The following is a 25,026-nucleotide window of genomic DNA, read 5'->3' on the forward strand; positions in this document are numbered from 1 at the left end:
CCCCTCACTATTTCCGGAGCATTCCTTGGCCCTCCCGCCGAAAACCGATCAAGCATTCCTGCGTGAGGTCGACGAAGAACTCCGACGCGACCAGCTCGCCGGGTTCTGGACGAACTGGGGCAAATGGGTCGTGGTCGGCGTCGTCGCCGCGCTCGCGGCTCTCGCCGGCTTTCTCTACTGGCAGCATCACAATGGCGAGGCCGCCGGCGTCGAGGGCGAGCAGCTTCAGGCCGCTTACGATTCGCTCGGCGCGAACAACGCCGCGGCCGCGTCGAGGCCGCTCGCCGAACTCGCCAAGTCGAACCGCGACGGCTACCGCGCGCTTGCGCTGTTCACGCAGGCCGACGTCCTCCTCCAGAAGGACGACCTGAAGGGGGCGGCTGCCAAACTAGGTTCGATCGCTGCGGATACGTCGCTGGCAAAGCCGTTCCGCGATCTCGCGCTGGTTCGCCAGACCTCGGCCGAGTTCGATACGCTGAAGCCCCAGGTCGTCGTCGAGCGGCTTCGGCCGCTGGCCGTGCCCGGTGGTCCGTGGCTCGGCAGCGCGGGCGAAATGGTCGCGATCGCCTATCTCCGCATGAACCAGCGCCACCAGGCGGGGACCATGTTCGGCCAAGTCGCGCGTGATACCGGCGTGCCCGAGACGATCCGTCAACGCGCGGTTCAGATGGCGGGCGTACTGGGTGTGGACGCTGTTGCCAGCACGGGCGCTACTGCCAGGGTGATCACTCCGGCTGCATCAAACGAGGATACCAAGGCGCAATGATGAAGACATATCGGGTGACGGTCGCCGTCGCCGCGCTGGTGGCGCTCAGCGGTTGCGGGATTTTCAAGGGCGGCGGCAACAAGAAGACGCCGACGCTCGGCGACCGCGTGTCGATCCTGGTGTCGGAGAACGAGGTCGAGACCGACAAGACGATCGCCGACGTCCAGGTCCTGTTGCCTGCGCCTGCGGTCAACGACGCCTGGGCCCAGCCCGGCGGCAACCCCGCCAAGTCGATGGGCCAACTCGCGCTTGGCGACCAGCCCAAGCGTCTCTGGCAGGCGGGGATCGACGGCGGCTCGAATCGCGAACGTCTCGGCGCGGCGCCGGTCGTCGCCGACGGCAAGCTGTTCGTCACCGACGTTACCGCGACGATCCATGCCTTCACCGCCGATACCGGCGCCGCGCTGTGGAGCGCGGGGATCACCGAGGGCAAGCTCAACAAGGCGGCACGCTTCGGCGGCGGCGTCAGTTATGACGACGGCAAGCTTTACGCCACCGACGGTGTCGGCGACGTCGTCGCGATGAGCGCAGCGGACGGCAAGATTCTCTGGCGCGCCAAGCCCGGCGCTCCGCTCCGTGGTTCGCCGACCGTCGCCAATGGCGCAGTCTATGTCCTCACGCAGGACAATCAGGTCTTCTCGCTCAACCAGACCGACGGCAAGGTCCAGTGGGTCCAGTCGGGCACGCTCGAGACGCAGGGCGTGTTCGGCGTCGCGGCACCCGCCGTTAGCCAGGGCACCGTGGTCGCCGGCTTCTCCAGCGGCGAGCTCAGCGCCTATCGCTACGAGAACGGCCGTATCCTGTGGCAGGATGCGCTGTCGCGCACCTCGATCACGACGTCGGTGTCGAGCCTGTCGGACATCGACGCCGCACCGGTCATCGACGGCGGGCGCGTTTATGCGGTCGGGCAGGGCGGTCGCATGGTTGCGCTCGAACTGTCGACTGGACAGCGTCTGTGGGAGCAGAACTTCGCCGGCATCTCAACGCCGTGGATTGCGGGCGAATGGCTGTTCGTGGTCACCGACGATGCCAAGCTCGTTTGCCTGTCGCGTTCGAATGGCAAGGCGCGCTGGATCGCTCAATTGAAGCGGTTCCAGAACGAGAAGAAGCGTAGCAACGCGGTCACTTGGTTCGGTCCGATCCTGGCCGGCAACCGCCTCATCCTGACCAACTCGCGCGGCGAGATCAATTTCGTTTCGCCGACCGATGGCACGGTGAGCTCGACGATCGAAACGAAAACGCCTTTCTCGCTGCCCCCGATCGTGGCGAACTCGACGCTCTATACGCTCGACCAGAAGGGTAAAGTCACCGCGTACAGGTGACGTAGACTCCCTCGCCCCTTCGGGGAGAGGGAAGGGGCCCGCCGCGCTTGCGGTGGGAAGGGAGAGGGGAGTGAGGCTAGGATCGCTCGCGCCAACTACCCCTCACCCTTCCGTCGCCTAAGGCTCATCCCTCCCTCTCTCCAGGGGGGCGAGGGACTTAGTGACGCCAGCGTGTTCCCGCGCTAAGGGCACGCCATGTCCAAACTCCCCGTGGTCGCGATCGTCGGCCGCCCAAATGTCGGCAAGTCGACTCTTTTCAACCGCCTCGTCGGCAAAAAGCTCGCGCTGGTCGACGATCGCCCCGGCGTTACGCGTGATCGCCGTGAAGGCGACGCATCGCTGATCGGCCTCGAATTCCGCATCATCGACACCGCCGGCTATGAAGACCACGACGCGCAAACGTTGCCCGGCCGGATGCGCCAGCAGACCGAAGCCGCCGTCGAACAAGCCGATGTCGCGCTGTTCCTGTTCGACGCGCGCGCCGGTATCGTCCCGCTCGACGAAGAGATCGCGCGCTGGCTGCGCACCGCCGACGTTCCCGTCCTTCTCGTTGCCAACAAGGCCGAAGGTCGTGCAGGCGAAGACGGTATCCTCGAATCGCTCGCGCTCGGTTTCGGCGACCCGGTCCAGCTGTCGGCTGAGCACGGCGAAGGCATGGGCGACCTGTTCGAAGGCCTGCTCCCGCTACTCGAAGGCAAGGAAGAGCCGCCCGAGGAACAGCCCGATAATGAATATGAGGGCCCTCTGAAGCTCGCGATCGTCGGCCGCCCGAACGCGGGCAAGTCGACGCTCGTCAACCGCATTCTCGGTGAAGATCGCATGATCACCGGCCCCGAAGCCGGCATCACGCGTGACTCGATCAGCGTCGATTACGACTGGCATCCGACCGGTGGCGAGGCGCGGAAAGTGCGCCTGATCGACACTGCCGGTATGCGCAAGCGCGCCAAGGTGCAGGACAAACTCGAGAAGATGTCGGTCGAGGACGCGCTCCACGCGGTCGACTTCGCGGAGGTCGTCGTGCTGCTGCTCGACGCCACGCTGGGTCTTGAGGCACAGGATCTCCGTATCGCCGACAAGGTGCTGCAGGAAGGCCGCGCACTCGTCATCGCGCTGAACAAGTGGGACATCGCCGAGAGCGCGTCGTCGCTGTTCAACGGCGTCAAGCGCGCGCTTGAAGACGGCCTGAGCCAGGTCAAGGGCGTCACGGTGATGACCGTCTCGGGCGCGACCGGCAAGGGCATCGACCAGTTGCTGCAGGCCTGTTTCGACACGCGCGACGCGTGGTCGAAGCGTGTCGGCACCGGCGAGCTCAACCGCTGGTTCGAGCGTGCGATCGAGGCGACTCCGCCACCGGCTCCGGGCGGCAAGCGGATCAAGATGCGCTACGTCACGCAGGTCAAGACACGCCCGCCCAGCTTTGTCATCTTCGGCACGCGCGTCGATCAGCTCCCGGCAAGCTATGAGCGCTATCTGGTCAATTCGATGCGCAAGGATCTGGGCTTCGGCGCGGTTCCCGTCCGGTTGATGTTCCGCGCGCCGAAGAATCCGTACGACGACGGCAAGGGCGGCGGCGGCCACTAGGCGTGGTGTCGGGCGAGGTCCGTATCGACGCCAGGGGCATGCGTTGTCCTTGGCCTGCGGTGCGGCTCGCCCGCGCGTTGCGCGACGGTGCGACCCGCGTCGAGGTGATAGCGGACGACCCTCAAGCCCCGACCGAAATCGCGGCGGTCTCGGCGTCCGCCAATGCAACAATAGAGATCGTTTTGAATGTATCTAATTCAACCTTTGTCGTAACTTGTCGTTAGTATCACAACACTGTGTTTACCTAGGTTATGTATGATACAGCTCTGACCTTCATGGCGCTATTTGCTTAACGGGAGAAGGCGACAGTGGCGTTCGAGGGAAGCACCCTGATCAATTGGCCTGCGTTCGTGCAGGCTCGCAACGAACTGGGCGCGGGATTTGGCCGCATCCTCGGATATTTTCGTGAGGACGGCGTGAAGTCGGTTGCTGCGATCGAAGCGGCGATGCGTGCGCTCAATGCGGCAGCGATGGTGATCCCCGCGCATACGCTCAAGGGTGAAGCGCGGCAGTTCGGGGCGGAGCCGCTTGCCGATCTGGCGGAGGCGATCGAGACGATTGCGCGCGATTGCCTGGAAATGCAGGACACGCCCGATGAGGCGCTGGAGCATATCGTCCGGTTGCGGCCGCTGTTCGTCGAGACGCTGACGCTGCTGGAGCGCGAGGCCAATCCGGTCGCAGTGCGCAAGCCTGTTGCGGGCGGTGGGTTTGGCCGTCGCGCCGTACCGACCGGGTTCGGCGGGGAATAAATTCGTCGCCAGACTGGCGGACAATGCAGCCCTGTCATCTCACCCTTCAGCGAGATGACAGGGAGGTGGATCAGCCCTTCAGATACGGCGCAGCCCCGGCCTTGGGCGAATCATGTTCCGAGATCGAGTTGAGCTGGATGTAGTTGTGGATGCCCATCCGCGCGATCATCTCGAACTGGCGCTCGAGCGTGTCGACATGCTCTTCCTCGCTGGCGAGGATGCGGGCGAACAGGTCGCGGCTGATATAGTCCTTGACCTCTTCGCAGTAGGAGATCGCGCCCTTGAGTTGGACGGTAGCCTCGACTTCGAGCGCCAGATCCGACTTCAGCACTTCCTCGACGGTCTCGCCGATGCGAAGGCGGCCGAGCAGCTGGAAGTTCGGCAGGCCATCGAGGAACAGGATGCGCTCCGACAGCCAGTCGGCGTGCTTCATCTCGTCGATCGATTCCATCCGCTCGTACTGGGCGAGCTTGTAGACGCCCCAATGCTCGAGCATTCGGTAATGGAGCCAATATTGGTTGACCGCGGTCAGCTCGTTCTTGAGCGCCTCGTTCAGGAATTCGATTACTTGTGGGTCGCCGCGCATGGCCATATCTCCGTCACCTCTGAGGAGCATGTAGCGGGCTGACACAGATTAGCACAACCCCCAAAAATGGCGGTTTTCCGGGCTTTCTTAGCTGTTGCGACGCTTATGCAGCGGCGCGTTCCTCGTCGATAATCGCTCGCGCTATCGACGTGCACTGGCCACATTTCGGTTTCCGGCCCATCGAGCGGAAGGCCTGGCACGGTGTAGTGCAACCGCCGCGTGCGCAGTTGCGGACGTCGGATTCTCGTATGGCATTGCAAACGCAGACGACCATGGGAACTCCCTAGCTGTAAGCACGGGATACGGATAATGCGAACCACTCGCAAGCCCTTTTGCGTCTTATTCGCAAATAGCGTCATCGGCTGGCCGTGAATGCCGAACCACGCATCGGCTGCCATGCGAAGCGGGAGAGGCTGCGCCATAGCCATTCGAGCGGACCGTAGCGGAAGCGGTCGAGCCACGGCGTCGACCAGAGGAGCATCAGCAGCCAGATCGGCACGACGACTAGATAGAGCTGTGCGCGGGAGAGGTCGCCGTACAGTCCGAAGCCGTAGCCGTAGAAGATCGTGGTGCAGATCAGCGTCGTGCCTAGATAGTTGGAGAACGCCATGCGCCCTGCCGCGGAGACGTGAGTCGTCAGCCAGCCGCCGGGTCGTGCGAGCAGGATGATCGAGGCCGCATAGCCGATGATCGTGAGCGGCCTCAGCGGGGTTGCAAGCGTCAGCCACGACAGGGCGACGTACCGTGCGTCGAACCCATGGGCGATGTCGAAGGACGCGATGGCGGCATAGGCGGCCCAGCCGATCGTGACGCCGGTGGCGGCTACGATGGCATAGCGCTTTCGTGACCATTCGCCGGTCAGGAAGCCGGATCGCAACCCGGCCATGCCGAGCATCATGAAGCCGAGCGTTTCCGGGCCGGTGGCAGTCAGCGACGTGATCGGCCCGACCGCGTGTTGCCAGCGCCACGCGACGAGATCGCTCCATCCGCCGCGCCCGACGGCCAGTTCGCGCGCGACGCCGGCGGGGGAGGGCTGGCCGAACTGATCCGCCAGCGATTGCCAGTTGGCGATGATCCGCACCGTTGCGCCGGGCCGGTGCGCGGCGGCGTGAAGGTCGAACGTGTAGGCGACGATCGTCGTCAGTTCGACCGTCTGGAGCGCGATGCAGACGAGCCCGACGCCGATCAGCCAGCGGACCGGCAACCGCGCGAACATGTAGGCGAGCGCGCCGACCAGCGCGTAATGCGCGAGGATGTCGCCCCACCAAAGCAGGTACAAATGCGCGATCCCGAACACGAACAGCCACGCCATGCGGCGCAGGTGAACGGTCGCCGGGTCTTCGTCATTCGCCTCGGCCCGATTGATGACCAGCAGCATCGACGCGCCGAACAGGAACGAGAACAGCCCGCGCATCTTGCCGTCGATGACGATGAAGGTGGTGGTCCAGGCGATCAGGTCTGGCGTGCTGGGCGCGCCCATTGAGGCGGGGGTCATGTAAGCGAATTCGGGGAAGCCGAACGCGGCGATGTTGGCGGCGAGGATGCCCATGACGGCGACGCCTCGGATGAGGTCTAGCGTGGCGATTCTGGTGGGGGTGGGGGTCATGCGGAACGCCCGAAGTTCACAAAGTGCAGACGCTGGCGCAGCATTTCGCGGGAGCGTTGCGCTGGCGGGAATGCGGGGCTTTCGACGTCGGCAATGGTCGTCGCGTCGGCGCCGTGGAGGACGTCGGGCATGGCCATTTTGGAGAAGGCGGGGGTCATGCGGAACGCCGGAAGTGCACGAAGTGCAGACGTTGGCGCAGGATTTCGCGGGGGCGTTGTAGGGGTTGGGCGATGACAGGGGCGCGTTCGGCTGCACTTTGGGAGCGGACGGCGTTGGCTGGGTCGGACGGACCTGGGCAGTGCTCGATCGACACTCGGGTTCGGGCTCGGCGTTTTGGTAGCGCGGTAGGAGAGTAATGCGGTCATGGTTCGACGCTGGCATATCGCGGTGGTGTAGGACAGGGCGGTTTGACGGGTATCTTAGGTAGCGTGGCGTGTCGTTTTGGTGGATCCGCTATCCGGTCGGTGAACTGGGCCGCCTGTCGTTTCTACGCGATGCCTTGCCGCACCTCGCCTGTTGTCCTCCGAGCCGCCCGCCTCTCCCGTTACTCTAGGGGAAGCTGGGGTATTGCTGTTGGCGAGCGCTGTGGCCCGATGCGGGAGATGCCGGCTTTCGCTGGGATGACGGAGAGGGGGAGGTCGCCGAGCTCTGCTTTAGCTCGATCGGACGACATCTCTCGCATCCTTGTTCTCCCGCGAAGGCGGGAGCCCAGACTGGGTCCCCGCCTTCGCGGGGAAACATTCTGTGTTTTGTAGCTATTCCCGCTCGCAATCCACCGCCCCGGCGGAGGCCGGGGCCCAGTTGGGGAACGGCGATGATGAGCGCCGTGCTCCGTTACCTCGGACTTCCCAACTGGGCCCCGGCCTTCGCCGGGGTGGCGCTCGTGGGGGCAGGCAGTGGCAAGCAGCGGTAGCCGGTAGCCGGTAGCCGGCAGGAGGCTGCGTTCTAGTTCGCCCGCCGTCGCGTTGCCTTAAGCCAGCGCGGCGTCGACCCCCATCAGCTTCGGGAAGAACCCCTCATGCGCCGTCCGCAACGTATCCAACGCGATCACGTCGTCGCGGTCGGGGCGTTCGAAGATCAGGCGCTTGCCGCCGGTGCGACCCAGGGGTTCGGCCTCGACGTCCGCCGCATGCGCCGCGCCGAGGAAGTCGAGCAGCGAATGATCGTCGACCGTGACGATGTAGACGCCCTGGTCCTCGGCGAAGAACGAGCGGGCGCAGTCGAACGGCTGTTTCCGATCGATCATCGCGCCGATGCCGCCGGCGAGCGCCATCTCGGCGAGCGTCACCGCGATGCCGCCGTCGGAGACGTCGTGCACTGCGGTCAGCTGACCCAGGCTGATCGCTTCGCGGATCAGGTCGCCGACGCGGCGTTCGGCGGCGAGATCGACTGGCGGCGGCGGGCCGGCGTCGAGCTGTTCGCGGCCGTGGCATTCGCGCAGCCAGAGCGACTGGCCGAGATGGCCGCCGCGCGTGCCGACTGCGAGGATGATGTCGCCCGAGCCCTTGAACGCGATCGTCGCATTCTTCTGCCAATCCGCCAGCAGGCCGATCGCGCCGATCGCCGGGGTCGGCAGAATGGCCGAGCCGCCGCCCGTTGCCTTCGATTCATTGTAAAGCGACACGTTGCCCGACACGATCGGGAAGTCGAGCGCGATACAGGCGTCGCTCATGCCTTCGAGGCAGCCGACGATCTGGCCCATGATCTCGGGGCGTTGCGGGTTGGCGAAGTTGAGGCAGTTGGTGACCGCCAACGGCAGCGCGCCGACCGCGGTCAGGTTGCGCCAGGCTTCGGCGACCGCCTGCTTGCCGCCCTCGACCGGGTCGGCGAAGCAATAGCGCGGCGTGCAGTCGGTGGTCATCGCCAGCGCCTTCTGCGTGCCGTGGACGCGGACGACTGCGGCGTCGCCACCGGGGCGCTGCACCGTGTCGGCGCCGACCATGTGGTCGTATTGCTCCCAGATCCAGCGGCGCGAGGCGACGTCCGGCGAGCCCATCAACGTCAGCAGGTCGGCGGCGATGTCGCTGCTGTGCGGCGCGTTGGCGAGCGGCGCGGGCTTGGGCGTGGGCACGTGCGGGCGATCGTAGAGTGGCGCTTCGTCGGCGAGCGGGCCGAGCGGGATGTCGCAGACGGTCTCGCCCTTGAAGGTCAGCACCATGCGGCCGGTGTCGGTGACGCGGCCGATGACCGCGAAATCGAGCTCCCACTTCTTGAAGATCGCCTCGGCCTCGGTTTCGCGGCCGGGCTTGAGGACCATGAGCATGCGCTCCTGCGATTCCGAGAGCATCATCTCGTACGGCGTCATGCCGGTCTCGCGCTGCGGCACGTCGTCCATCGTCAGCTCGATGCCGACGCCGCCCTTCGACGCCATCTCGACCGCGGACGAGGTAAGGCCCGCGGCGCCCATATCCTGGATCGCGACGATGACGTCGGTCGCCATCAACTCAAGGCATGCCTCGATCAGCAGCTTCTCGGTGAACGGATCGCCGACCTGGACGGTCGGGCGTTTGGCGTCCGAATCCTCGCCGAAATCGGCCGAGGCCATCGTCGCACCGTGGATGCCGTCGCGGCCGGTCTTGCTGCCGACATAGACGATCGGATTGCCGATGCCGCTGGCCGCCGAGTAGAAGATCTTGTCCTGATCGGCGATCCCGACGGTCATCGCGTTGACCAGGATGTTGCCGTCATACGCGCTGTGGAAGTTCACCTCGCCGCCGACGGTCGGGACGCCGACGCAATTGCCGTAGCCGCCGATGCCGTGGACGACGCCGGAGATCAGGTGGCGCATCTTGGGATGATCGGGGCGGCCGAAGCGGAGCGCGTTGAGGTTGGCGATCGGCCGCGCGCCCATCGTGAACACGTCGCGCAGGATGCCGCCGACACCGGTCGCAGCACCCTGGTACGGCTCGATGTAGGACGGGTGGTTGTGGCTCTCCATCTTGAAGATCGCCGCCTGATTGTCGCCGATATCGACGACGCCGGCGTTCTCGCCGGGGCCGCAGATGACGCGGGGGCCCTTGGTGGGCAGCTTCATCAGGTGGATCTTGCTGGATTTGTAGCTGCAATGCTCGGACCACATCACCGAGAAGATGCCGAGCTCGACCATGTTCGGCTCGCGGCCGATGGCGCGCAGGACGCGCTCATATTCTTCTGGGGACAGGCCGTGGTCGGCGACGATCTGCGGTGTGATCTCGGTCATGGGGCGGCAGATAGCGGTGCCGGCGGTCCGCGTCACCCTTTGTACGTCAGATTCCTGCGGCAGAGCCGCGCAAAAGGTTTCGGGGCCAGTCCATACGCGTCTCGACCGGTTCGTTTCGGACCCAATCCCGCTGGACTCGACAGTCGTCCCGTGAGGAACTCCAGTAACGGATCAGGATGGATCCGGAGGAGGAAATACTCATGACCGAGCCGGTTGGATATTACCAAGTAAAGCTGGACGTCAAGCATGGCGGATTTGCAGGCGCGCCGACGCTTCATCTCGATCTCGGCGTTAATGCACCGACCGGACAAATCTCCGGATCGGCGCAAATCACGCAAGCATTGCCACCACCTTACGGCACGACCGTCATTCCCCATGTCACGGGTGCGATCCTGCACACCGGGTTCGGGCAAGACACCTTGCTCGTGCACGTCACCGGTCAATATGTCGTGTCGGTTCCACCGCCGGGGATCGGATCGTATCTCGCCCACTTCAGCGCCGCGCTTGCCGTGGCGAAAGATTGGAACGGCAAGGGTTCGTTCGAATATAGCGGCCACGTCATCACCGACTGTACGGTGAAGAACGTCTCCGCAAGCTGACGTTATACGTAAGGCGGCTGCGTGTAGCCCTTGGGGCTGAGCGTGAAGATCTCGCAGCCGTCTTCCGTAATGCCGATCGAGTGCTCGAACTGCGCGGACAGCGAGCGGTCGCGCGTGACCGCGGTCCAGCCGTCGTCGAGCAGCTTCACGTCGGGGCGACCGATGTTGATCATCGGCTCGATCGTGAAGATCATGCCGGGGCGAAGCTCGGGGCCGGTGCCGGGCTTGCCGACGTGGACGACCTCGGGCGCGTCGTGGAACAGGCGGCCGACGCCGTGTCCGCAGAAATCGCGGACTACGCCGTAGCGGTGCTTCTCCGCGTGACGCTGGATCGCGTTGGCGACGTCGCCCATGCGGTTGCCGGGCTTGGCGTGCTCGATGCCGATCATCAGGCATTCGTAGGTGACTTCGACGAGGCGCCGCGCCTTGATGGGGACGTCGCCGATCAGGTACATCCGGCTCGTGTCGCCGTGCCAGCCGTCCAGCAACGGCGTGACGTCGACGTTGACGATATCGCCCGATTTGAGCGTCTTCTCACTCGGGATGCCGTGGCAGACGACGTGGTTGATCGAGATGCAGACGCTGTGCGTGTAACCGCGGTAGCCGAGCGTCGCGGGCACGCCGCCGCCGGCGACGATGAAGTCGTAGATCAGTCGGTCGATCTCGGCGGTGGTCACGCCCGGCACCATGTGCGGGACGATCATGTCGAGCGTCTCGGCAGCGAGTTGCCCTGCCTTCATCATGCCTTCGAAGGCGGCGGGGCCGTGGAGCTTGATGGCGCCGGTGCGCGCGTCGGGCTGGTCCGAGGTTACGGTTACATATTCGGTCATGACGCGCGATATAGCGTGGCGGGCGCGGTTTTGCGAGGCTATGCGAGGGGCATGACAGAGGAACGCATCTGGACGGCCGCGCTGACGATCATCGGCGACGAGATCCTGTCGGGCCGCACGCAGGACAAGAACGTCGCGCAGATCGCGGCCTGGCTCAACGTGCAGGGCATCCGCCTCGCCGAGGTTCGCGTGGTCGCCGACAAGACCGAGGCGATCGTCGAAGCGGTCAACATCCTGCGCGCGCGCAACGATTACCTGTTCACGACGGGCGGGATCGGGCCGACGCACGACGACATCACAGTGGATGCAATCTCCGAGGCGCTGGGTGTCGCGGTCGAGCATCACCCGCGGGCGATGGCGGTGCTCGAGGAATATTACGCGACGCGCGGCGGGCTGACCGAGGCGCGCGCAAGGATGGCGCGGGTGCCGGTCGGGGCGGACCTGATCGACAACAAGGTGTCGGGTGCGCCGGGGATCCGGATCGGCAACATCTTCATCATGGCGGGCGTGCCGCACATCACCGCGGGGATGCTCGATGCGCTGACCGGCACGCTGGAGGGCGGGCGGCCGGTGGTGTCGAAGACGATCGGCTGCTGGGTCGCGGAGAGCGAGGTCGCGGATATCTTGCGCGACGCGGAGAAGACGCATGAGGGCGTCGCGATCGGGAGCTATCCGTTCTTTCGCGACGGCAGGACGGGCGCGAATTTCGTCGTGCGGAGTTCGGACGAGGCGCTGGTCGATCGTTGCCTCGCGGACCTGACGCGCGATCTCGAAGCGACCGGGCGAGTGGTCACCGCGCAGGGTATCTAGTTCATCCCATTCGGGGGTGATGCGTCACGCGCCCCATTCGGGACCCTCGGGGTCGGGAAAGCAGGCGTCCGGGTCGAACGACGCTGGGCTAGACCGTGATGGCGTGGATGCCTCGGGGTCCGGCAGTGTCGGTGCGCCGCCGCCGAAGCGGATGCGGACATAGCCGTAGCTGCCCACCAGGGCCTGGAATATGGCGACATGCTCCTTCTCCTGCATCCGTCGCCCGATCAGCGGCGCACGTTCGGCGGACAGATAGCCCATCTGCACGCCGCGCTGGCTGAACACCGCCACCGCATTCGTATCATACGGGTTCTTCGGCTCGCGGCGTAGGTCGACAGGTTCGCCGGGAGTGCAGAGCATCAACTCCATCCGGCGGTTACTCTTGCTCTTGTCCGCGTTCGGGAAGTCGATGCCGACCACGTTGCACGTCAATTCGTCCATGCCCCACGATAGCGTGGTAACTGCGCGCATGAAAGGCGCACGCATGGCGGACGCGGCGTGCAGCTTACGCACGCGACGTGTTGGATGCTCGTCGACGTGCTGTGCCGCGTGGTGGAGCCACGGGGAATCGAACCCCGGACCTCTGCAGTGCGATTGCAGGGGCGTGACTCGAAAAGGGCGGAAAAGCGTTGATTTCTGCCCTTTGATTTTCGGATTGAGGGGCAGAAAGCGCTGTTTACGATACGGGTACGATACGCGGATTTGGCCGAGAACGGCAGGCCGAGCGGACTTTCACAGTCCGCGCCAGCTGAGTGGCGCAGGCAGATCGACGGCCGCATAATCGACCTGGAGCACGCGTCGGCGACGCGGTGGATCGGCGGCGCGTGAGCCGTGGACGATCGGCGTCGCGTAGAGCCAGACATCGCCGCGGTTCGCAAGGCACAAGCGCTCGCCACGATCCTCGACGACACGCTTGATGCTTGCTTCCGTCAAGCGGCCGAGCCGGTGAGATTCGGGCACGATGCGAAGCGGAGCATTCGTCGTGTCGACCGGGTCGAGGTGGACGCGGATCGTGACCATCCGCTCTAGGATCTCAAATGGCGGTTCGACTTGAATGAGGCCAGCCTTGACCGTCCAGGGACCGAACCCATCGGCGTCAGCGCGCTGATCGACCACGATCGTGCGATCCTGATGCCAGCCGAGCGCCCAGTTCCGGGCTGCCGTCTTGTCGAACAGCACGGCTCGAACGGCGCGCGCATCTGGGCCCAACGCCGATGCGGCAATGCTGCCAATGGGACCGTCGACCGCGAGCATGGCGCGCAGGGCAGGGGCGGACCCGATCCTCACGCCTGGGACGTCGCTCGGTAGGTCTGCGATCGCCTGTTCGATCGCAAGACATGCGGCGGTATCCAAAGCACCGGCGAACATCTGCGCGCCGTCTTCCTCGAAGTGCAGGTCGATTTCCAGGGGCTGGGCCCTCGCGTTCATTCGATCAGACCGGCGGGTTGCTCGATCCGCCGTTGAGCGCAGCGGGCTGTTTATGGGCATCGGTGGAGGAGGTTCGGGCGGGCGTCGCACCCGCGCTGCTCCCAGCAAGCATGCCGTTCAACGAACTGCCGGTCATCCCGAGTTCCGCCATCAGTCCGTCGATCAGCGGGCCGCCGACGCGGTAGCGCATCGCCGCCGCCACTGCGGCATCGGCGAGATTGCCCTGACCGCCGGCGGGCGCTCCATCGCCGCCGCCGTCACCGTGTAGCCCTCGGGCATCGAGAATGCTGATCTTATCGATGTTTTCCATCGGCTTACTGGCCGCAGCGATGATCGCCGGCAGTGCTTCCAGCATAGCGCGACGGATCAGCAGCGCAGTCTGTGCGTCGCTCAGCAGGTTGGTCGCCTCATTAAGCGATGCCTGACCTGCCGCGTCGACCTTGAACGCTGCCTCGCGACCTTCCGCGCGGGCCTTCTCTGCATCGGCTTCGGCAGTCGCTTCGGTGCGCAGGGCGCTCGCGCGAGCCTCGGCAGCTTCCTTCTCCGCGGTCGCCGCGACGGTTATGCCGACGGCCTCTTCCTGCGCGCGCTGGGTGGCGGCGATCACCGCGACGTTCTTGTTACGGTTGGCGATCTCGGTTGCCTTGGCGGTAGCGACGCTTTCCTCCGCACGGACGGCGAGTGCACGCGCTTCGTTGGCGGCGGCGGTCGCGGTCGATTCCTCTTCGGACTTCTGCGCGGTCTGCACCGCGGTCGTGATGCGCGCGATTTCGATCGTGCGGTCGCGTTCGATCGTTGCGGTCTGAATCGCTCCGTCGCGGGCGATTGTCGCGGTCTGGATAACCTTGTCGGCTTCGGTCTGCGCGACCGTCTGCGCTTGGCCCGCGGTGATGCGGGCGATTTCCGCAAGGCGGGTCTGCTCGGCTTCGGCGGTGGCGATCGCGGTCGCCTGTTCGGCACGGCGGGCGGACAGCGTCTGTTCCTGCGTCAGCCGTGCCTGTTCGGCGGCCTGCGCGATCTCGAGCGACTGGTTGTTGGCGTCGAGATTACGCTGCTCGATCTCGACGCGGTTGGTCGCGACAATGTCGTTGCGGATCTTCTTGCGCTCCTCGATCGTCCGGGTGAGCACGGTCAGCCCCTCAGCATCGAACGCGTTATTCTCGTTGAAATGCTCGAACGCGGTCTGGTCGAAATGCGTGATGCTGACGGACTCGAGCTGGAAGCCGTTCATGTCCAGATCGGTCATCAGCGCCTCCTGCACCTTCTGGATGAAATCGGCGCGGTTGGCGTGGAGATGCTCCATCGTCATCGTCGCGGCGACCGAGCGCAGCGCGGACACGAGCTTGCCGTCGAGCAGCGACTTCACCGCATCCGGGCTGTTGACCGAATCTCCGAGCGTCTGCGCGGCTGCGGCGATCGACTCCGCGTCGGGTTTTACCTTGATGTGGAACAGCCCGACGACGTCGACGCGCAGCTTGTCGAGCGTGATCAGCGCATCCTTGTTGAGGCGCGACACCTCCAGCTTCACGGTGGTCAGGCGGACCTGCATCAGTTCGTGGAGCACCGGGATGACCATGATGCCGCCGTTGAGCACGACCTTCTCGCCGCCGAAGCCGGTGCGGATCAGCGCGACGTCCTTGGTCGCGCGGCGGTAGAGCCGGGTCAGGATAATGCCGATCACGACGAGCGCGAACAGCACGATGCCGGCGTAGATCAGGACGTTCAGAAGCTGTGCGGGCATAAAACCCTCCCCGGTTATGCGTTGGTTAGATCGACCGCAGAAGCGCGTTGGCCTCAGGCAGTGCGTAGAAGAGTTTGCCGTCGCGGCGGACGATCAGCGCGGTCTCACCGGCGGCGATCGCGTCGGCATCGTCATGCGGCTCGACCATGATGAAATGCGCTTGGCCGTGCTGGTCGACGATCTTCGCGCGGGCAGGCGATCCGCGGCGGGCAGTGCCTTCGAGAATCGTACCGCGGCGGCGAAGGAAGTCGTCGGTCGAGATCACGCTGCTTTCGAAGCCGGGCATGATTCGAGCGAGGCCGTTGGCGGCAATCGTGTTGAGCAGGCTGCCGGCGATCAAGGCGAGACCCGAGGCGAGGCTCCAGTGCAGCGGGTCGCCGGTCAATGCTGTCGCGCCCTGCTGAATGGCAATCCCTGAAAGCGTGAAGCAGCCGAGCAAAGAGGTGAGCCAGATAAGGATCGGTAGTTCGTGGCCGAGCCCGAGCCAGTCGAGCACGCCGCCGCCATCCGCTTCGGCATGAACGTCCGCGTGGAGATCGAGATGCCCGAGCCCAAGGCCGATCGCCTCTATCAGCCCGATTCCGATCATAATGACAAACGCGATCGCGAACGGCGCGTAGGCGGGCGTCAGGAAGATCGCGAACATGGGCCGTAGCGAAGGTGAGGAATCTGGTTCCGCATCGGCGAACGGGTAACGGACAGACGACAACGCTTCGTTACGAAACGCCGGCCGATCCGGTCTTTGCACTCCATGCGTCGATACCCCCCGGACCGAGGCTAGTCCTACCCCGAGGCGTTCGCAACGCAAGTCGCGAGAAACCGGCCGGGTTTGGATTCATCCTCTGCACAGGATCTGCACGACAAGCGAACGGATTGCACACGAACCTCGCGATCCGACGCTCACGGAACCACGACAAAGCTGTCCTCGACAATCGGGGAGCGCGAAGATGAACCGTGATGGAAGACTGATGACCAAGATCGGCGCTGCCCTGGCGCTGATCGTCCTGGCGGAGATACTAATCGCTGATGGCAATGGCGCGGTGGTGGGTGGGTTCGCTTTCGCTTGGATCACCGCCCTGTTGCTGACGCGACGAGCGATCTGGAATGACGGATCGGCGCGACTGGCGTTGGTCGCCGGCGCCGGATTGGCGGCGGTGCTCGTCGACGATCCAAGCTTCCTCGGATGGGTTTTGTTCTGGACGGCTGTCTCGCTTGCCGCACTCCTGCCGCGCCACGGGTTCGACGATGCGCTCGCCTGGATGCGCAGGCTTGGCTGGCACGCGATGTCCGCCGCCGTTGCGCCGCTGAAGGATGCTGCGCGCCTGTCGATGGTCCGCCAGCGTCGAGGTCCGTCCTCCGGCGGCATTCGCGCGATCGGGGCTGTCGTCGCGTTGCCCTTGGTGGGCGGCGTGGTTTTCCTTGGGCTGTTCGCGAACGCTAATCCGCTGATCGGTCGGGCATTTTCGCGGATCGTGCTGCCGGATCCGTGGGCGGTGACATGGCGGACGATGTTCGGGCTCTGTGTGCTGGTTACGATCTGGGCAAGCTTGCGGCCAAGTCGGCGCACGACGCGGGCATCGCGTATCGACGAACGCTCGATCGGCATGGCATTCGAGCCGGGGGTGGCGACGCTGATCCTTTCGCTTGTGACGTTCAATGCGATTTTCGCAGTCGAGAATGCGCTCGACATCGCGTTCCTGTGGAGCGGTGCGGGACTGCCTGCGGGCGTGACGATGGCGGACTATGCGCATCGGGGCGCGTATTCGTTGATCGTGACCGCGGCGCTCGCCGGCGTGTTCGTGCTGCTGGCTTTGCGTCCGGGCAGCGCAGCCGCGGCGAGCCCGCTGGTGCGAGGACTGGTGACGGTCTGGATCGTGCAGAACCTGCTGCTGGTGGCGTCGAGTGCACTGCGAACGCTCGATTATGTCGACGCCTACGGGATGACGGTGTTGCGACTGTCGGCGCTCGCATGGATGGGCCTGGTCGCCACGGGGCTGGCGCTGATCGGCTGGCGATTGCTTGCGGATAGGTCGGCGTCATGGCTGATCAATGCCAATGCGCTGGCGGCTGCGACGGTGCTGGTGACGGCGAGCGTCATCGATCTTGGCGCGGTTGCAGCCGCGTGGAATGTCCGCACAGCGCTCGCAAAGGGTAGGGCGGGGCCGCCGCTCGACCTTTGCTATATGGCACGGCTGGGGTCGTCGTCGCTCGTGTCGCTGGCGACGCTGGAGCAGCATGCACGCGAGCCGCGGCTGCGCGAACGTCTGACGTATTTGCGGTGGGAAAATCAGACCGAAACGGCAGATGCGCAGGCCGATTGGCGCCTGTGGACGCCGCGCAACGCGAGACGGCTTGCGATCGTCCGCGGGATGTTCGGCACCAAGGCGCCGCGTTTGCGGCCCGCACCGGACGGACGGCGCTGCGACGGGGTGATCTTGCCACCTCCTATGGTTGAGGTTCCGTCAGCAGCGCCGTCCGCTCCAGCACCGCAGATGCCCGCGCCTGTCACGCCGGCACCAAAGCCGTTGACGCCGGGCGCCCAACAATGATCCTGTGCCCGATGCCCCGCACTATCCTGGTCGTCGATGACGATCCTCATATCCGCCAGCTGCTCGTGTTCGCGTTCGACAAGGCCGGGCTCGGCGCGATCGAGGCGGCGGACGGCGAAGCCGCGCTGGCGCTTGTCGAGACGCATGCGCCCGACCTTGTGGTGCTCGACATCAACATGCCGCGGATGGACGGGCTGGAGGTGTGTCGACGCCTTCGTGGTGGCGAGGGCAGGGCGGACATACCGATCCTCTTCCTGTCGAGCCGCGACGACGAGATCGACAGAGTGCTCGGCATCGAACTCGGCGCCGACGACTATGTGGTGAAGCCGTTTTCGCCGCGCGAGGTGGTAGCGCGGGTCATGGCGATCCTGCGCCGTACTTCTGCGCGGGCACCGAACACCGAGGACGGGCGCGATCTGTCGCATGGCCGGTTGCGGCTCGACCTGGAAGGCTGGCGCTCGCTATGGGGCGAGATCGAGATCGCGCTGACCGTTACCGAGTTTCAGATCCTCCGGCTGCTTGCATCGATGCCGGGCCGCGTGTTCAGCCGCGACGCGATCATCGACCGGCTGCACGGCCCCGGTTTCGCGGTCACCGACCGGACGATCGACAGCCACATCCGCAACCTGCGCGGCAAGTTCGCGAAAGCCGGCGCCGACGACCTGATCGAGACGCGCGCCGGGATCGGCTATCGCCTCGGATCGTGCACGGGCGCGTGATCGGCAGGGCCAAGGACTGGGCGAAACGCCACTGGCCCCGGATGCGCTTGCGGACGATCCTGTTCGCGACATTGTTCCTGGTCGCCGCGCTCCCGGGTTTCGGCGCGGTGTTCCTGCGCGTCTATGAGAACACGCTCGTTCGGCAAACCGAGGCGGAACTGGTCGCGCAGGGTGCAGCGCTGTCCGCGACGGGGGCGGCGCTCTGGCCTGCCGCCCCGCCGGGTCGGGTTGCGCATCACGAGGTTTCAGCCGGGAACCATCCCTACAGCGTGGATGCGCCATCTTCCGGTATCGACCTCAGCACGACGCCTATCCGTGTGGAACGACCACCGGTCGCGGCCGGCGCGAAACCATCGCCCGATGCGGTCACCGTTGGCGCGCGGCTTTCGCCGATAATGGACGCGACCCGGTCCACCACGCTGGCCTCGATTATCCTCCTTGATCGCCACGGCACCATCGTCGCCGGGAGTTCGGCCGTCGGCAGCTACGCCGCACTCCCCGAAGTTGCCGTTGCACTTGCTGGCCGCGCCACGACCGTGCTCCGCCGTAACGGGGCATACCGCGCGACGTACCGCTTCGAATGGCTGTCCAGAGCCGCAGCGATCCGCGTCCATTACGCACGCCCGATCATCGTCGGCGATCGCGTGGTCGGCGTGCTCCTGCTGTCGCGTTCCGCCCGTGCGCTGTTCCGGGGATTGTATGAAGACCGCGGCAAGATAGCGCTGGGGATCGCTGCGATCTTCGGGTTGCTGGTGGTGCTGAGCGGCGTCATCTCCCGCGGCGTCACGCGCCCGATCGAACAGCTCGGCGCAGTAACACGCGCAGTCTCAAGCGGCCGCGGTCGCGTCCCAGAGCCTCCACCGACAGCGGCGATCGAGATTCAGGGTCTCTACGCCGATTTCGCGGTGATGGCGGCGGCGATCGAGCGTCGTTCGCGCTATCTGCGCGACTTCGCCCATGCGGTCAGCCACGAGTTCAAGACCCCGCTCGCCGGCATCCGCGGCGCGGTGGAATTGCTTCAGGATCACCCGGACATGGCGGAGGAAGACCGGCGTCGCTTCCTGGCTAACGCCGATGCGGACGCCCGCCGTCTCGCGTTGCTGGTAACGCGGCTGCTCGATCTCGCACGCGCCGACATGGCTGAGCCGGGTGAAGAAAGAACCGATGCCGCCCAGGTAGTCACGCGGGTCGCAGATGCTTCGCGAACGGCTGGTCTCTCTATCGAAATCGTGGGCTCGGACGTGCTGGCTTTTGTAACTGTGCCAGCAACGACCTTGGAAGTCGTACTCGGGACTCTACTGGAAAACAGTAGGCAGGCTGGTGCCCAATCCGTGACGATCCAGTTGTCGATCACGGATACTCAATTGCAAGTCCGCGTGAATGACGACGGGCCCGGTGTTCCATTCGCCGATCGGGGACGGCTGTTCGAGCCTTTCTTCACAACGAAGCGAGATACCGGTGGGACCGGCCTCGGACTCGCAATATCCCGTTCTCTGATTGAAGTTCAAAAGGGCAGTCTAAGTATATTAGATGGCGAGGCAACTACCTTTGTTATCCGTCTTCCGTTGGCGCATTAGTAAACGACGAGCGAAACTATACCCACAAGCCAAACATCCAAAATAATCCTGGGCTGGGCTCTTGGGCTAATCGATCACCTTGCCCCCGCATTACGAATGCGACCGTTTCTGGCAAAAACCGCAGAAAACCGTCGGTTGTTGTCGGCATTATAGGCATCGAAACGCCAAAACCGACGTATCTGCGATACCAGCACGATACCGGGATTCGGCACGCCTCGAGATCGCTGCGACTAGTCGTGCTTGCCTGCGAACGAGGCGCGGAACGATCACCACTATGATTAAGGTTCGACCATAGCCCCGAATTTACCCTGATATAACCAGAGGCTGGTTGGCGCTATGAGGGCATGGTGATGACACCCGCCCTGATGCTTCGAGAGCTCTACCTCTTGCCATTGCTGCGGACACCATCTCGTATCCACGCATCCAGACCCTGTTTGCCGTGACGGCTGCCACCACGGCAGAATGCTCGAACTAGGAGAGATCGAACGTGAAGCGTGAAGCATTTGGGGAGTGGCTGGGCCTTAAAGGCATCTCCACAGTGACACTCCGTCGCTCGTTAGCTACGCGGATCGAACGCGCGCTAACGACGCTGGGATACGCTTCTAACGATCTCGACGATGCTTTCGCTGCGGACGAACTGGCAGGCGCTCTTAATCGGCTTCAAACGCTAGGCCGGACGCTCTCGCCCGGAGAACCGCTGCCCATTCTCCTGCCGAGCGGATCGCGCAATCCGTCAAGTCGGTTGACGGGCATGGCGGCGGCGCTGCGTAATTACCGGGACTTTGCTGCTGGCAAGCCTGCGGTTCCCGATGCTGAAGATGCACAGAAAGAAGCTGTGTGGCTCGTTACGGCTCGCCACGGTGACCAAGATGGACTCGCTGGTTTTATCGAGAGAGGGGAATGGTCGCTCGTTTACGAAGGTCGCTACAGCCAGAAAGTTCGCGAGATGCAGCCTGGTGATCGAATCGTGATGCGGGATTACCGGTCGCGCTCGGTCGAACCACCGTTTGAAACCAACGGTGCGGGCGTTTCTTCGATGGTCATCCGAGCCATAGGCACGATAACCCAGAACCGAAATGATGGACTATCGGTTGCCGTAGATTGGGAAGAGATCTCTGAGCCCCGGACTTGGTTTTTCTATACCAACAACGAGACGGTGTGGCGCCTCCCGGAAAATGAACAATCCATAAGACTGATTGCCTTTCTGCTAGATCGGGAGGAGCAAGATTACGCTTGGTATCTTGCGCGACCATATTGGCGCGATCGGCTATCTTCTGGTGGGAGCGATGCCGATCGCATCCGGCGACATGCATTGGAAGAGTTTATTGAGCCGGCGAGAGCGCGGGGTAATGCCTCGGTGACTATCGGGGTGCGCGCAGTAAACGAAGCGCTCGGCCTAAAGGACGGGTGGCCAAACATCTGTCAGGCTCTCGAAGGGCGCAAATTCCTCGAAATGGCTGCCCTCGCTCCCCCTACTCGGATCGGCAAACCAATGAGCTCCGCAACCAGCTTTCGGTTCGCACTGGCTGAGGCATCAGTTGCGTGGTCTCCTGATCCTACCAATCTTATCCTTTACGGCCCGCCTGGCACCGGCAAGACCTACGCCACTGCGCGTGAGGCGGTTCGCTTGTGCACGGGCATGGAGTTAGACGATAGTGACCCAGTAGCGCGCGCTGCGCTGATGGTGGAGTATGAGCGTCTCGTTGGCACCAAGCAGATTGCGTTCGTCACCTTCCATCAATCCTATGCATATGAGGATTTCGTAGAGGGCCTACGTCCCCCGTCGGAGGGCGAGGCTGCTGAGGGAGGGCCGGGGTTCCGGCTAGATGTCCGGCCAGGACGTTTTCGCGAAATAGCGACTCTGGCGGAGCAGGCGCGCAAGCGTGTATCCGAACACCATAGCGCTGCCGATGGAAATCTGGCCGGCCGACGCTTTTGGAAAATGGGGCTTGGTGCAATTGGCACTGAAGATGATGTCTACCAAGCATGTATAGACGGCAAGTTCGTAGCACTCGGCTGGGGCGGCGACCTCGATTGGAGCGATCCTCGTTTCTCAAGCCTCGACGCGATGAGAGACGAGTGGCAGGTGCACTTTGCCGCAGATCAACATCCAGACGATCAGCAGCCGAGCCAGACCGGACAAACCTGGACCTTTCGAAACGCGATGAAAGACGGAGACATCGTCATCGTTCCGTACGGCAACACTGCATTCCGTGCGATTGGCCAAGTCACTGGTGAATATTATTTCGAACGAAGCGATCTTGGTACTTATAGCCAGCGCCGGCAGGTACGGTGGCTACTCACGCTCGACGAGCCGCTTCCTCTAGATCTGATCATCGACGGCAAGTTCACGATGCGGACGTTGTATGAGATCGACGACACGCGCATCCGGCACGCTGCCCTCGAACGGCTCTTGGGCGGTGCGGACGATGGGTCAGACAACCGGACGCCGGATCAGTTTGTGCTAGTAATCGACGAGATCAATCGCGCGAACATCTCCAAAGTGTTTGGTGAGCTAATCACGCTGATAGAGCCCGACAAACGGTTGGGCAGACCCAATGCATTGACTGTAAAGCTGCCTTATTCGCCAGGCGATTTCGGCGTGCCAGCAAACCTTCATATCTTGGGCACGATGAACACGGCCGATCGCTCGATCGCGCTGCTCGACACAGCACTTCGGCGTCGGTTCGATTTCAAGGAGTTGATGCCAGAACCAGAAAAGCTTGCGGAAGCTGCCAAGCGAACCGGTATAGATCTTGTTGCCCTGCTCGGTGCAATAAACGACCGGATCGAGTATCTCCATGATCGCGAGCATCAGATAGGCCACGCCTTTTTCATGCCCTGCATCACGAGAAACGATGTGGACCTTGTTTTGCGCCGTAAGGTCATTCCACTGCTTCAAGAGTATTTTTACGAGGACTGGGAAAAAGTCGCACAGGCGCTCGGCGACGGAGAAGCAGTAAAGACGGGCCAAGGGCGTTTCCTAACGCGAAAGATTCTGGTCCCCCCGCCTGGCGTTGAGGATCAGCGCGACGAACGGTGGCGTTGGACGATCCGACCGGCCTTTGATCTGCCACTGCTGAACGCATGACCCGCCACCTTATTCGACTACGGGAATGGGAGCGTCTCAGGATTGGCGAAGGACACCTCACGCCTGGCCGTGCGGACGCTCTTCTTGCAGCAGCGCGCGCTTCCGATCTTGGCGGCGAAGAGGGAACACGCATACTCGTTCACGCTGGTTCGGAAATCGCTACACGACAAGTCGTCGGACTTATCTCAGCCGGTGATTGCCAGCTGGAGATCTTACCGAAGATCGATGGTGTCGAAAGCGATGCCGGCGTTCGGGACCGTCTCGTTCACATGCTCGCTGAAGTATATGACCTACCCGTGGCGACAGGCGCGGCGGCAGCGCTCGGCGAACAGGATGATACACTTCTCGAACGCCTAATCAGGCTGTTCGCAGATCGGCTGATCGATGCAGCGCGCGCTGGTTTGCCGCGCCGCTATCAACTGCGAGAGGAAGATCTTCCAGCACTACGGGGACGGCTCGCAATCATGCGACAGTTCACCGCACTGGCGACGGATCCGACACGTCTCGCCTGCCGCTACGACGAGCTGTCACGAGACATCCCGCTCAACCGGATTATGAAAGCTGTTGTAACCCGCCTTCGCGCGTTGGCCCGTGGCGCCGAGACGCAACGCCGGCTCGGCGAGTTGGCCTTCGCCTATGATGAAGTTGCCTCCATAGGGCGGCGCAGTTTGCCTTGGAGCCAGCTTCATCTCGATCGTAGCGATCGACGATGGCGCCCCCTTATTGATCTTGCACGGCTGCTGCTCGGAGATCGCTTCCAGACGACCAGCGCAGGTAAGGAGGAAGGCACCGCGCTGCTCTTCGAGATGCATGTGCTATTTGAAGCCTACATTGCACGCGTCTTGGCCAAAGAGCTGCTCGGGACAGGGTTGCGTGTCGTAGCTCAAGGCGGCTTACGCTTTTGTCTCACCGAATTGGATGGTGATGGGCAATTGGGGAAAGACCGTTTTCAAACGCGTCCCGACATCCTGATTAAGCGCGGCGTCGTCGTCGTCGCAATTATCGATACAAAGTGGAAACGGTTGAGCTCACGCATCGACGACGCGAAGCAAGGTGTATCGCAAGCCGACGTCTATCAAATGATTGCGTACGGCAGGCTCTACGACTGTTCGAACCTGATTTTACTATACCCATGGCATGCTGGCGTTAACGCAGACGACGAACCGCAGCGCTATGCAGTGCGCGGCGGCAGCGACACCCTGAGCATCGTAACCGTCGACGTCGCACGAAGTGGGCGTGAAGCGGGACGGCAGGTCGCTGACGCGCTAACGGCATTAAATATCGGCAATTAAGGCCCGAACCAGGGCTTTATCGTAAGCGCGGTCTGAGGGCCGCCTTGTAGGCGGAGCGTTCAACGGGTTGATGGCAGCTCTTTGAACGGGGCCGTGATGTCGGACGAGACTATCGAACCAGCTGCAGATGTAGCGACCACTCATACGACCGGTCGTATGAGTGGTCGTATCGAGATTGTCGGGCGGGTGTCGGGCCGGCGCCGCTGGACGGTCGAGGAGAAGCTGGCGATCCTGCGCGATGCGTTTGGGCCGGATGGGTCGGTCCGGGCGGCGGTCGAGCGTCACGAGGTCGGCAGCGGCGCGATCTACACCTGGCGGCGCCAGGCGATGTCGGGTGCACTGAGCGGAGTGCCGGCCCGGCCTCAGACCGCATTTGCCGAAGTCCAAATCAGCGAGCCGCCCATGATGCTGCCGGCGCCGCCCGTCGAGGCGTCAGCGGACGCCCGGACCGCGGGGCAGATCGGCATAGAGCTGCCTTCGGGTGTACGACTGACCGTCGACGGCACGGTCGACGCCGAGGCGCTGTCGCGCGTGATCGGCGTGCTGACCCGATGATCCCGCAGCCGACATCGACGCGGATA

Annotated in this window: 23 protein-coding genes; 13 read left to right on the forward strand and 10 right to left on the reverse strand. The window is 63.8% G+C overall.

The annotated features are described in order from the left end of the window. Positions 1 to 25 precede the first annotated feature (25 nt). The 5 genes from C8J25_RS04730 to C8J25_RS04750 all read left to right on the forward strand — a co-directional run bounded on the left by C8J25_RS04730 (position 26) and on the right by C8J25_RS04750 (position 4,418). Complete coding sequence (locus C8J25_RS04730; RefSeq protein WP_107952458.1) at positions 26 to 766, forward strand: tetratricopeptide repeat protein; 741 nt, start codon at positions 26 to 28, stop codon at positions 764 to 766. Next, positions 763 to 2,088 (forward strand): outer membrane protein assembly factor BamB family protein, encoded by a 1,326-nt coding sequence (locus tag C8J25_RS04735; protein WP_107952460.1) that lies wholly within the window; start codon positions 763 to 765, stop codon positions 2,086 to 2,088. The genes C8J25_RS04730 and C8J25_RS04735 overlap by 4 nt, the downstream gene beginning before the upstream one ends. 195 nt (positions 2,089 to 2,283) lie before the next feature. Beyond that, positions 2,284 to 3,669, forward strand: coding sequence for a ribosome biogenesis GTPase Der (gene der, locus C8J25_RS04740; protein ID WP_056062647.1), 1,386 nt, complete (start codon positions 2,284 to 2,286; stop codon positions 3,667 to 3,669). 5 nt (positions 3,670 to 3,674) lie between these two features. Next, the gene (locus C8J25_RS04745; protein WP_279628722.1) at positions 3,675 to 3,893 is read left to right on the forward strand and encodes a sulfurtransferase TusA family protein; all 219 of its coding nucleotides are present in this window, start codon (positions 3,675 to 3,677) and stop codon (positions 3,891 to 3,893) included. Positions 3,894 to 3,977: 84 nt separating this feature from the next. Then, positions 3,978 to 4,418 (forward strand): Hpt domain-containing protein, encoded by a 441-nt coding sequence (locus tag C8J25_RS04750; RefSeq protein ID WP_056062651.1) that lies wholly within the window; start codon positions 3,978 to 3,980, stop codon positions 4,416 to 4,418. A 70-nt stretch (positions 4,419 to 4,488) separates the two neighbouring features. On the opposite strand, the gene bfr is transcribed toward C8J25_RS04750, so the two are convergent. The 5 genes from bfr to purL form a co-directional block, all read right to left on the reverse strand. Further along, on the reverse strand, positions 4,489 to 5,004 hold the full coding sequence (bfr, locus tag C8J25_RS04755) for a bacterioferritin (RefSeq protein WP_056486959.1): 516 nt from the start codon (positions 5,002 to 5,004) through the stop codon (positions 4,489 to 4,491). Between the two features lie 103 nt (positions 5,005 to 5,107). Continuing rightward, positions 5,108 to 5,278, reverse strand: coding sequence for a (2Fe-2S)-binding protein (locus tag C8J25_RS21030; protein WP_082441433.1), 171 nt, complete (start codon positions 5,276 to 5,278; stop codon positions 5,108 to 5,110). 81 nt (positions 5,279 to 5,359) lie between these two features. Beyond that, complete coding sequence (locus C8J25_RS04765) at positions 5,360 to 6,610, reverse strand: DUF418 domain-containing protein (RefSeq protein ID WP_107952462.1); 1,251 nt, start codon at positions 6,608 to 6,610, stop codon at positions 5,360 to 5,362. Further along, a complete protein-coding gene (locus tag C8J25_RS20635) occupies positions 6,607 to 6,768 on the reverse strand; it encodes a hypothetical protein (protein WP_167397657.1) in 162 nt (53 codons plus the stop codon). Before C8J25_RS20635 ends, C8J25_RS04765 begins: the two co-directional genes overlap by 4 nt. Positions 6,769 to 7,580: 812 nt before the next feature. Continuing rightward, positions 7,581 to 9,809, reverse strand: a complete 2,229-nt coding sequence (purL, locus tag C8J25_RS04770) for a phosphoribosylformylglycinamidine synthase subunit PurL (protein ID WP_107952727.1) — start codon at positions 9,807 to 9,809, stop codon at positions 7,581 to 7,583. Between the two features lie 200 nt (positions 9,810 to 10,009). On the opposite strand from purL, the gene C8J25_RS04775 reads away from it, so the two are divergent. Further along, the gene (locus C8J25_RS04775) at positions 10,010 to 10,408 is read left to right on the forward strand and encodes a DUF1842 domain-containing protein (protein ID WP_107952729.1); all 399 of its coding nucleotides are present in this window, start codon (positions 10,010 to 10,012) and stop codon (positions 10,406 to 10,408) included. A gap of 2 nt (positions 10,409 to 10,410) precedes the next feature. Here the strand turns inward: C8J25_RS04775 and map are convergent, their stop codons facing one another. Beyond that, the gene (gene map / locus C8J25_RS04780; RefSeq protein ID WP_056062665.1) at positions 10,411 to 11,238 is read right to left on the reverse strand and encodes a type I methionyl aminopeptidase; all 828 of its coding nucleotides are present in this window, start codon (positions 11,236 to 11,238) and stop codon (positions 10,411 to 10,413) included. Between the two features lie 51 nt (positions 11,239 to 11,289). Here map and C8J25_RS04785 point away from each other — a divergent pair, with 51 nt between their 5' ends. After that, positions 11,290 to 12,048: a competence/damage-inducible protein A gene (locus C8J25_RS04785; protein ID WP_107952464.1), complete on the forward strand. Its 759-nt coding sequence runs from the start codon at positions 11,290 to 11,292 to the stop codon at positions 12,046 to 12,048. Between the two features lie 24 nt (positions 12,049 to 12,072). Here C8J25_RS04785 and C8J25_RS04790 read toward each other — a convergent pair whose 3' ends face one another. The 4 genes from C8J25_RS04790 to C8J25_RS04805 form a co-directional block, all read right to left on the reverse strand. Beyond that, the gene (locus tag C8J25_RS04790; RefSeq protein WP_107952466.1) at positions 12,073 to 12,489 is read right to left on the reverse strand and encodes an HIRAN domain-containing protein; all 417 of its coding nucleotides are present in this window, start codon (positions 12,487 to 12,489) and stop codon (positions 12,073 to 12,075) included. A 291-nt stretch (positions 12,490 to 12,780) separates the two neighbouring features. Further along, positions 12,781 to 13,476, reverse strand: coding sequence for a phytanoyl-CoA dioxygenase family protein (locus tag C8J25_RS04795; protein WP_244186739.1), 696 nt, complete (start codon positions 13,474 to 13,476; stop codon positions 12,781 to 12,783). Positions 13,477 to 13,480: 4 nt separating this feature from the next. Further along, positions 13,481 to 15,217 (reverse strand): flotillin family protein, encoded by a 1,737-nt coding sequence (locus tag C8J25_RS04800; protein ID WP_244186741.1) that lies wholly within the window; start codon positions 15,215 to 15,217, stop codon positions 13,481 to 13,483. A 25-nt stretch (positions 15,218 to 15,242) separates the two neighbouring features. Next, positions 15,243 to 15,863 carry an OB-fold-containig protein gene (locus C8J25_RS04805; RefSeq protein ID WP_107952471.1) on the reverse strand — a complete coding sequence of 207 codons (621 nt, stop codon included), beginning with the start codon at positions 15,861 to 15,863 and terminating at the stop codon, positions 15,243 to 15,245. Positions 15,864 to 16,185: 322 nt separating this feature from the next. Here C8J25_RS04805 and C8J25_RS04810 point away from each other — a divergent pair, with 322 nt between their 5' ends. From C8J25_RS04810 to tnpA, 6 genes are all read left to right on the forward strand, one after another. Further along, positions 16,186 to 17,766 (forward strand): DUF4153 domain-containing protein, encoded by a 1,581-nt coding sequence (locus tag C8J25_RS04810; protein WP_244186742.1) that lies wholly within the window; start codon positions 16,186 to 16,188, stop codon positions 17,764 to 17,766. Between the two features lie 11 nt (positions 17,767 to 17,777). Continuing rightward, on the forward strand, positions 17,778 to 18,485 hold the full coding sequence (locus C8J25_RS04815) for a response regulator transcription factor (protein ID WP_244186743.1): 708 nt from the start codon (positions 17,778 to 17,780) through the stop codon (positions 18,483 to 18,485). Continuing rightward, positions 18,470 to 20,062 (forward strand): sensor histidine kinase, encoded by a 1,593-nt coding sequence (locus tag C8J25_RS04820; RefSeq protein WP_244186744.1) that lies wholly within the window; start codon positions 18,470 to 18,472, stop codon positions 20,060 to 20,062. The genes C8J25_RS04815 and C8J25_RS04820 overlap by 16 nt, the downstream gene beginning before the upstream one ends. Positions 20,063 to 20,549: 487 nt before the next feature. Continuing rightward, a complete protein-coding gene (locus tag C8J25_RS21035; protein ID WP_244186745.1) occupies positions 20,550 to 23,153 on the forward strand; it encodes an AAA family ATPase in 2,604 nt (867 codons plus the stop codon). Further along, positions 23,150 to 24,445 carry an McrC family protein gene (locus C8J25_RS04830; RefSeq protein ID WP_107952479.1) on the forward strand — a complete coding sequence of 432 codons (1,296 nt, stop codon included), beginning with the start codon at positions 23,150 to 23,152 and terminating at the stop codon, positions 24,443 to 24,445. Before C8J25_RS21035 ends, C8J25_RS04830 begins: the two co-directional genes overlap by 4 nt. Positions 24,446 to 24,601: 156 nt before the next feature. Next, entirely contained in the window at positions 24,602 to 25,000 is a 399-nt protein-coding gene (gene tnpA, locus C8J25_RS04835) for an IS66-like element accessory protein TnpA (RefSeq protein WP_107952736.1), read from the forward strand. The last annotated feature ends 26 nt before the right edge of the window (positions 25,001 to 25,026 follow it).

Source organism: Sphingomonas faeni, from assembly GCF_003053745.1.
In the GTDB taxonomy this organism is placed as follows: domain Bacteria; phylum Pseudomonadota; class Alphaproteobacteria; order Sphingomonadales; family Sphingomonadaceae; genus Sphingomonas; species Sphingomonas faeni.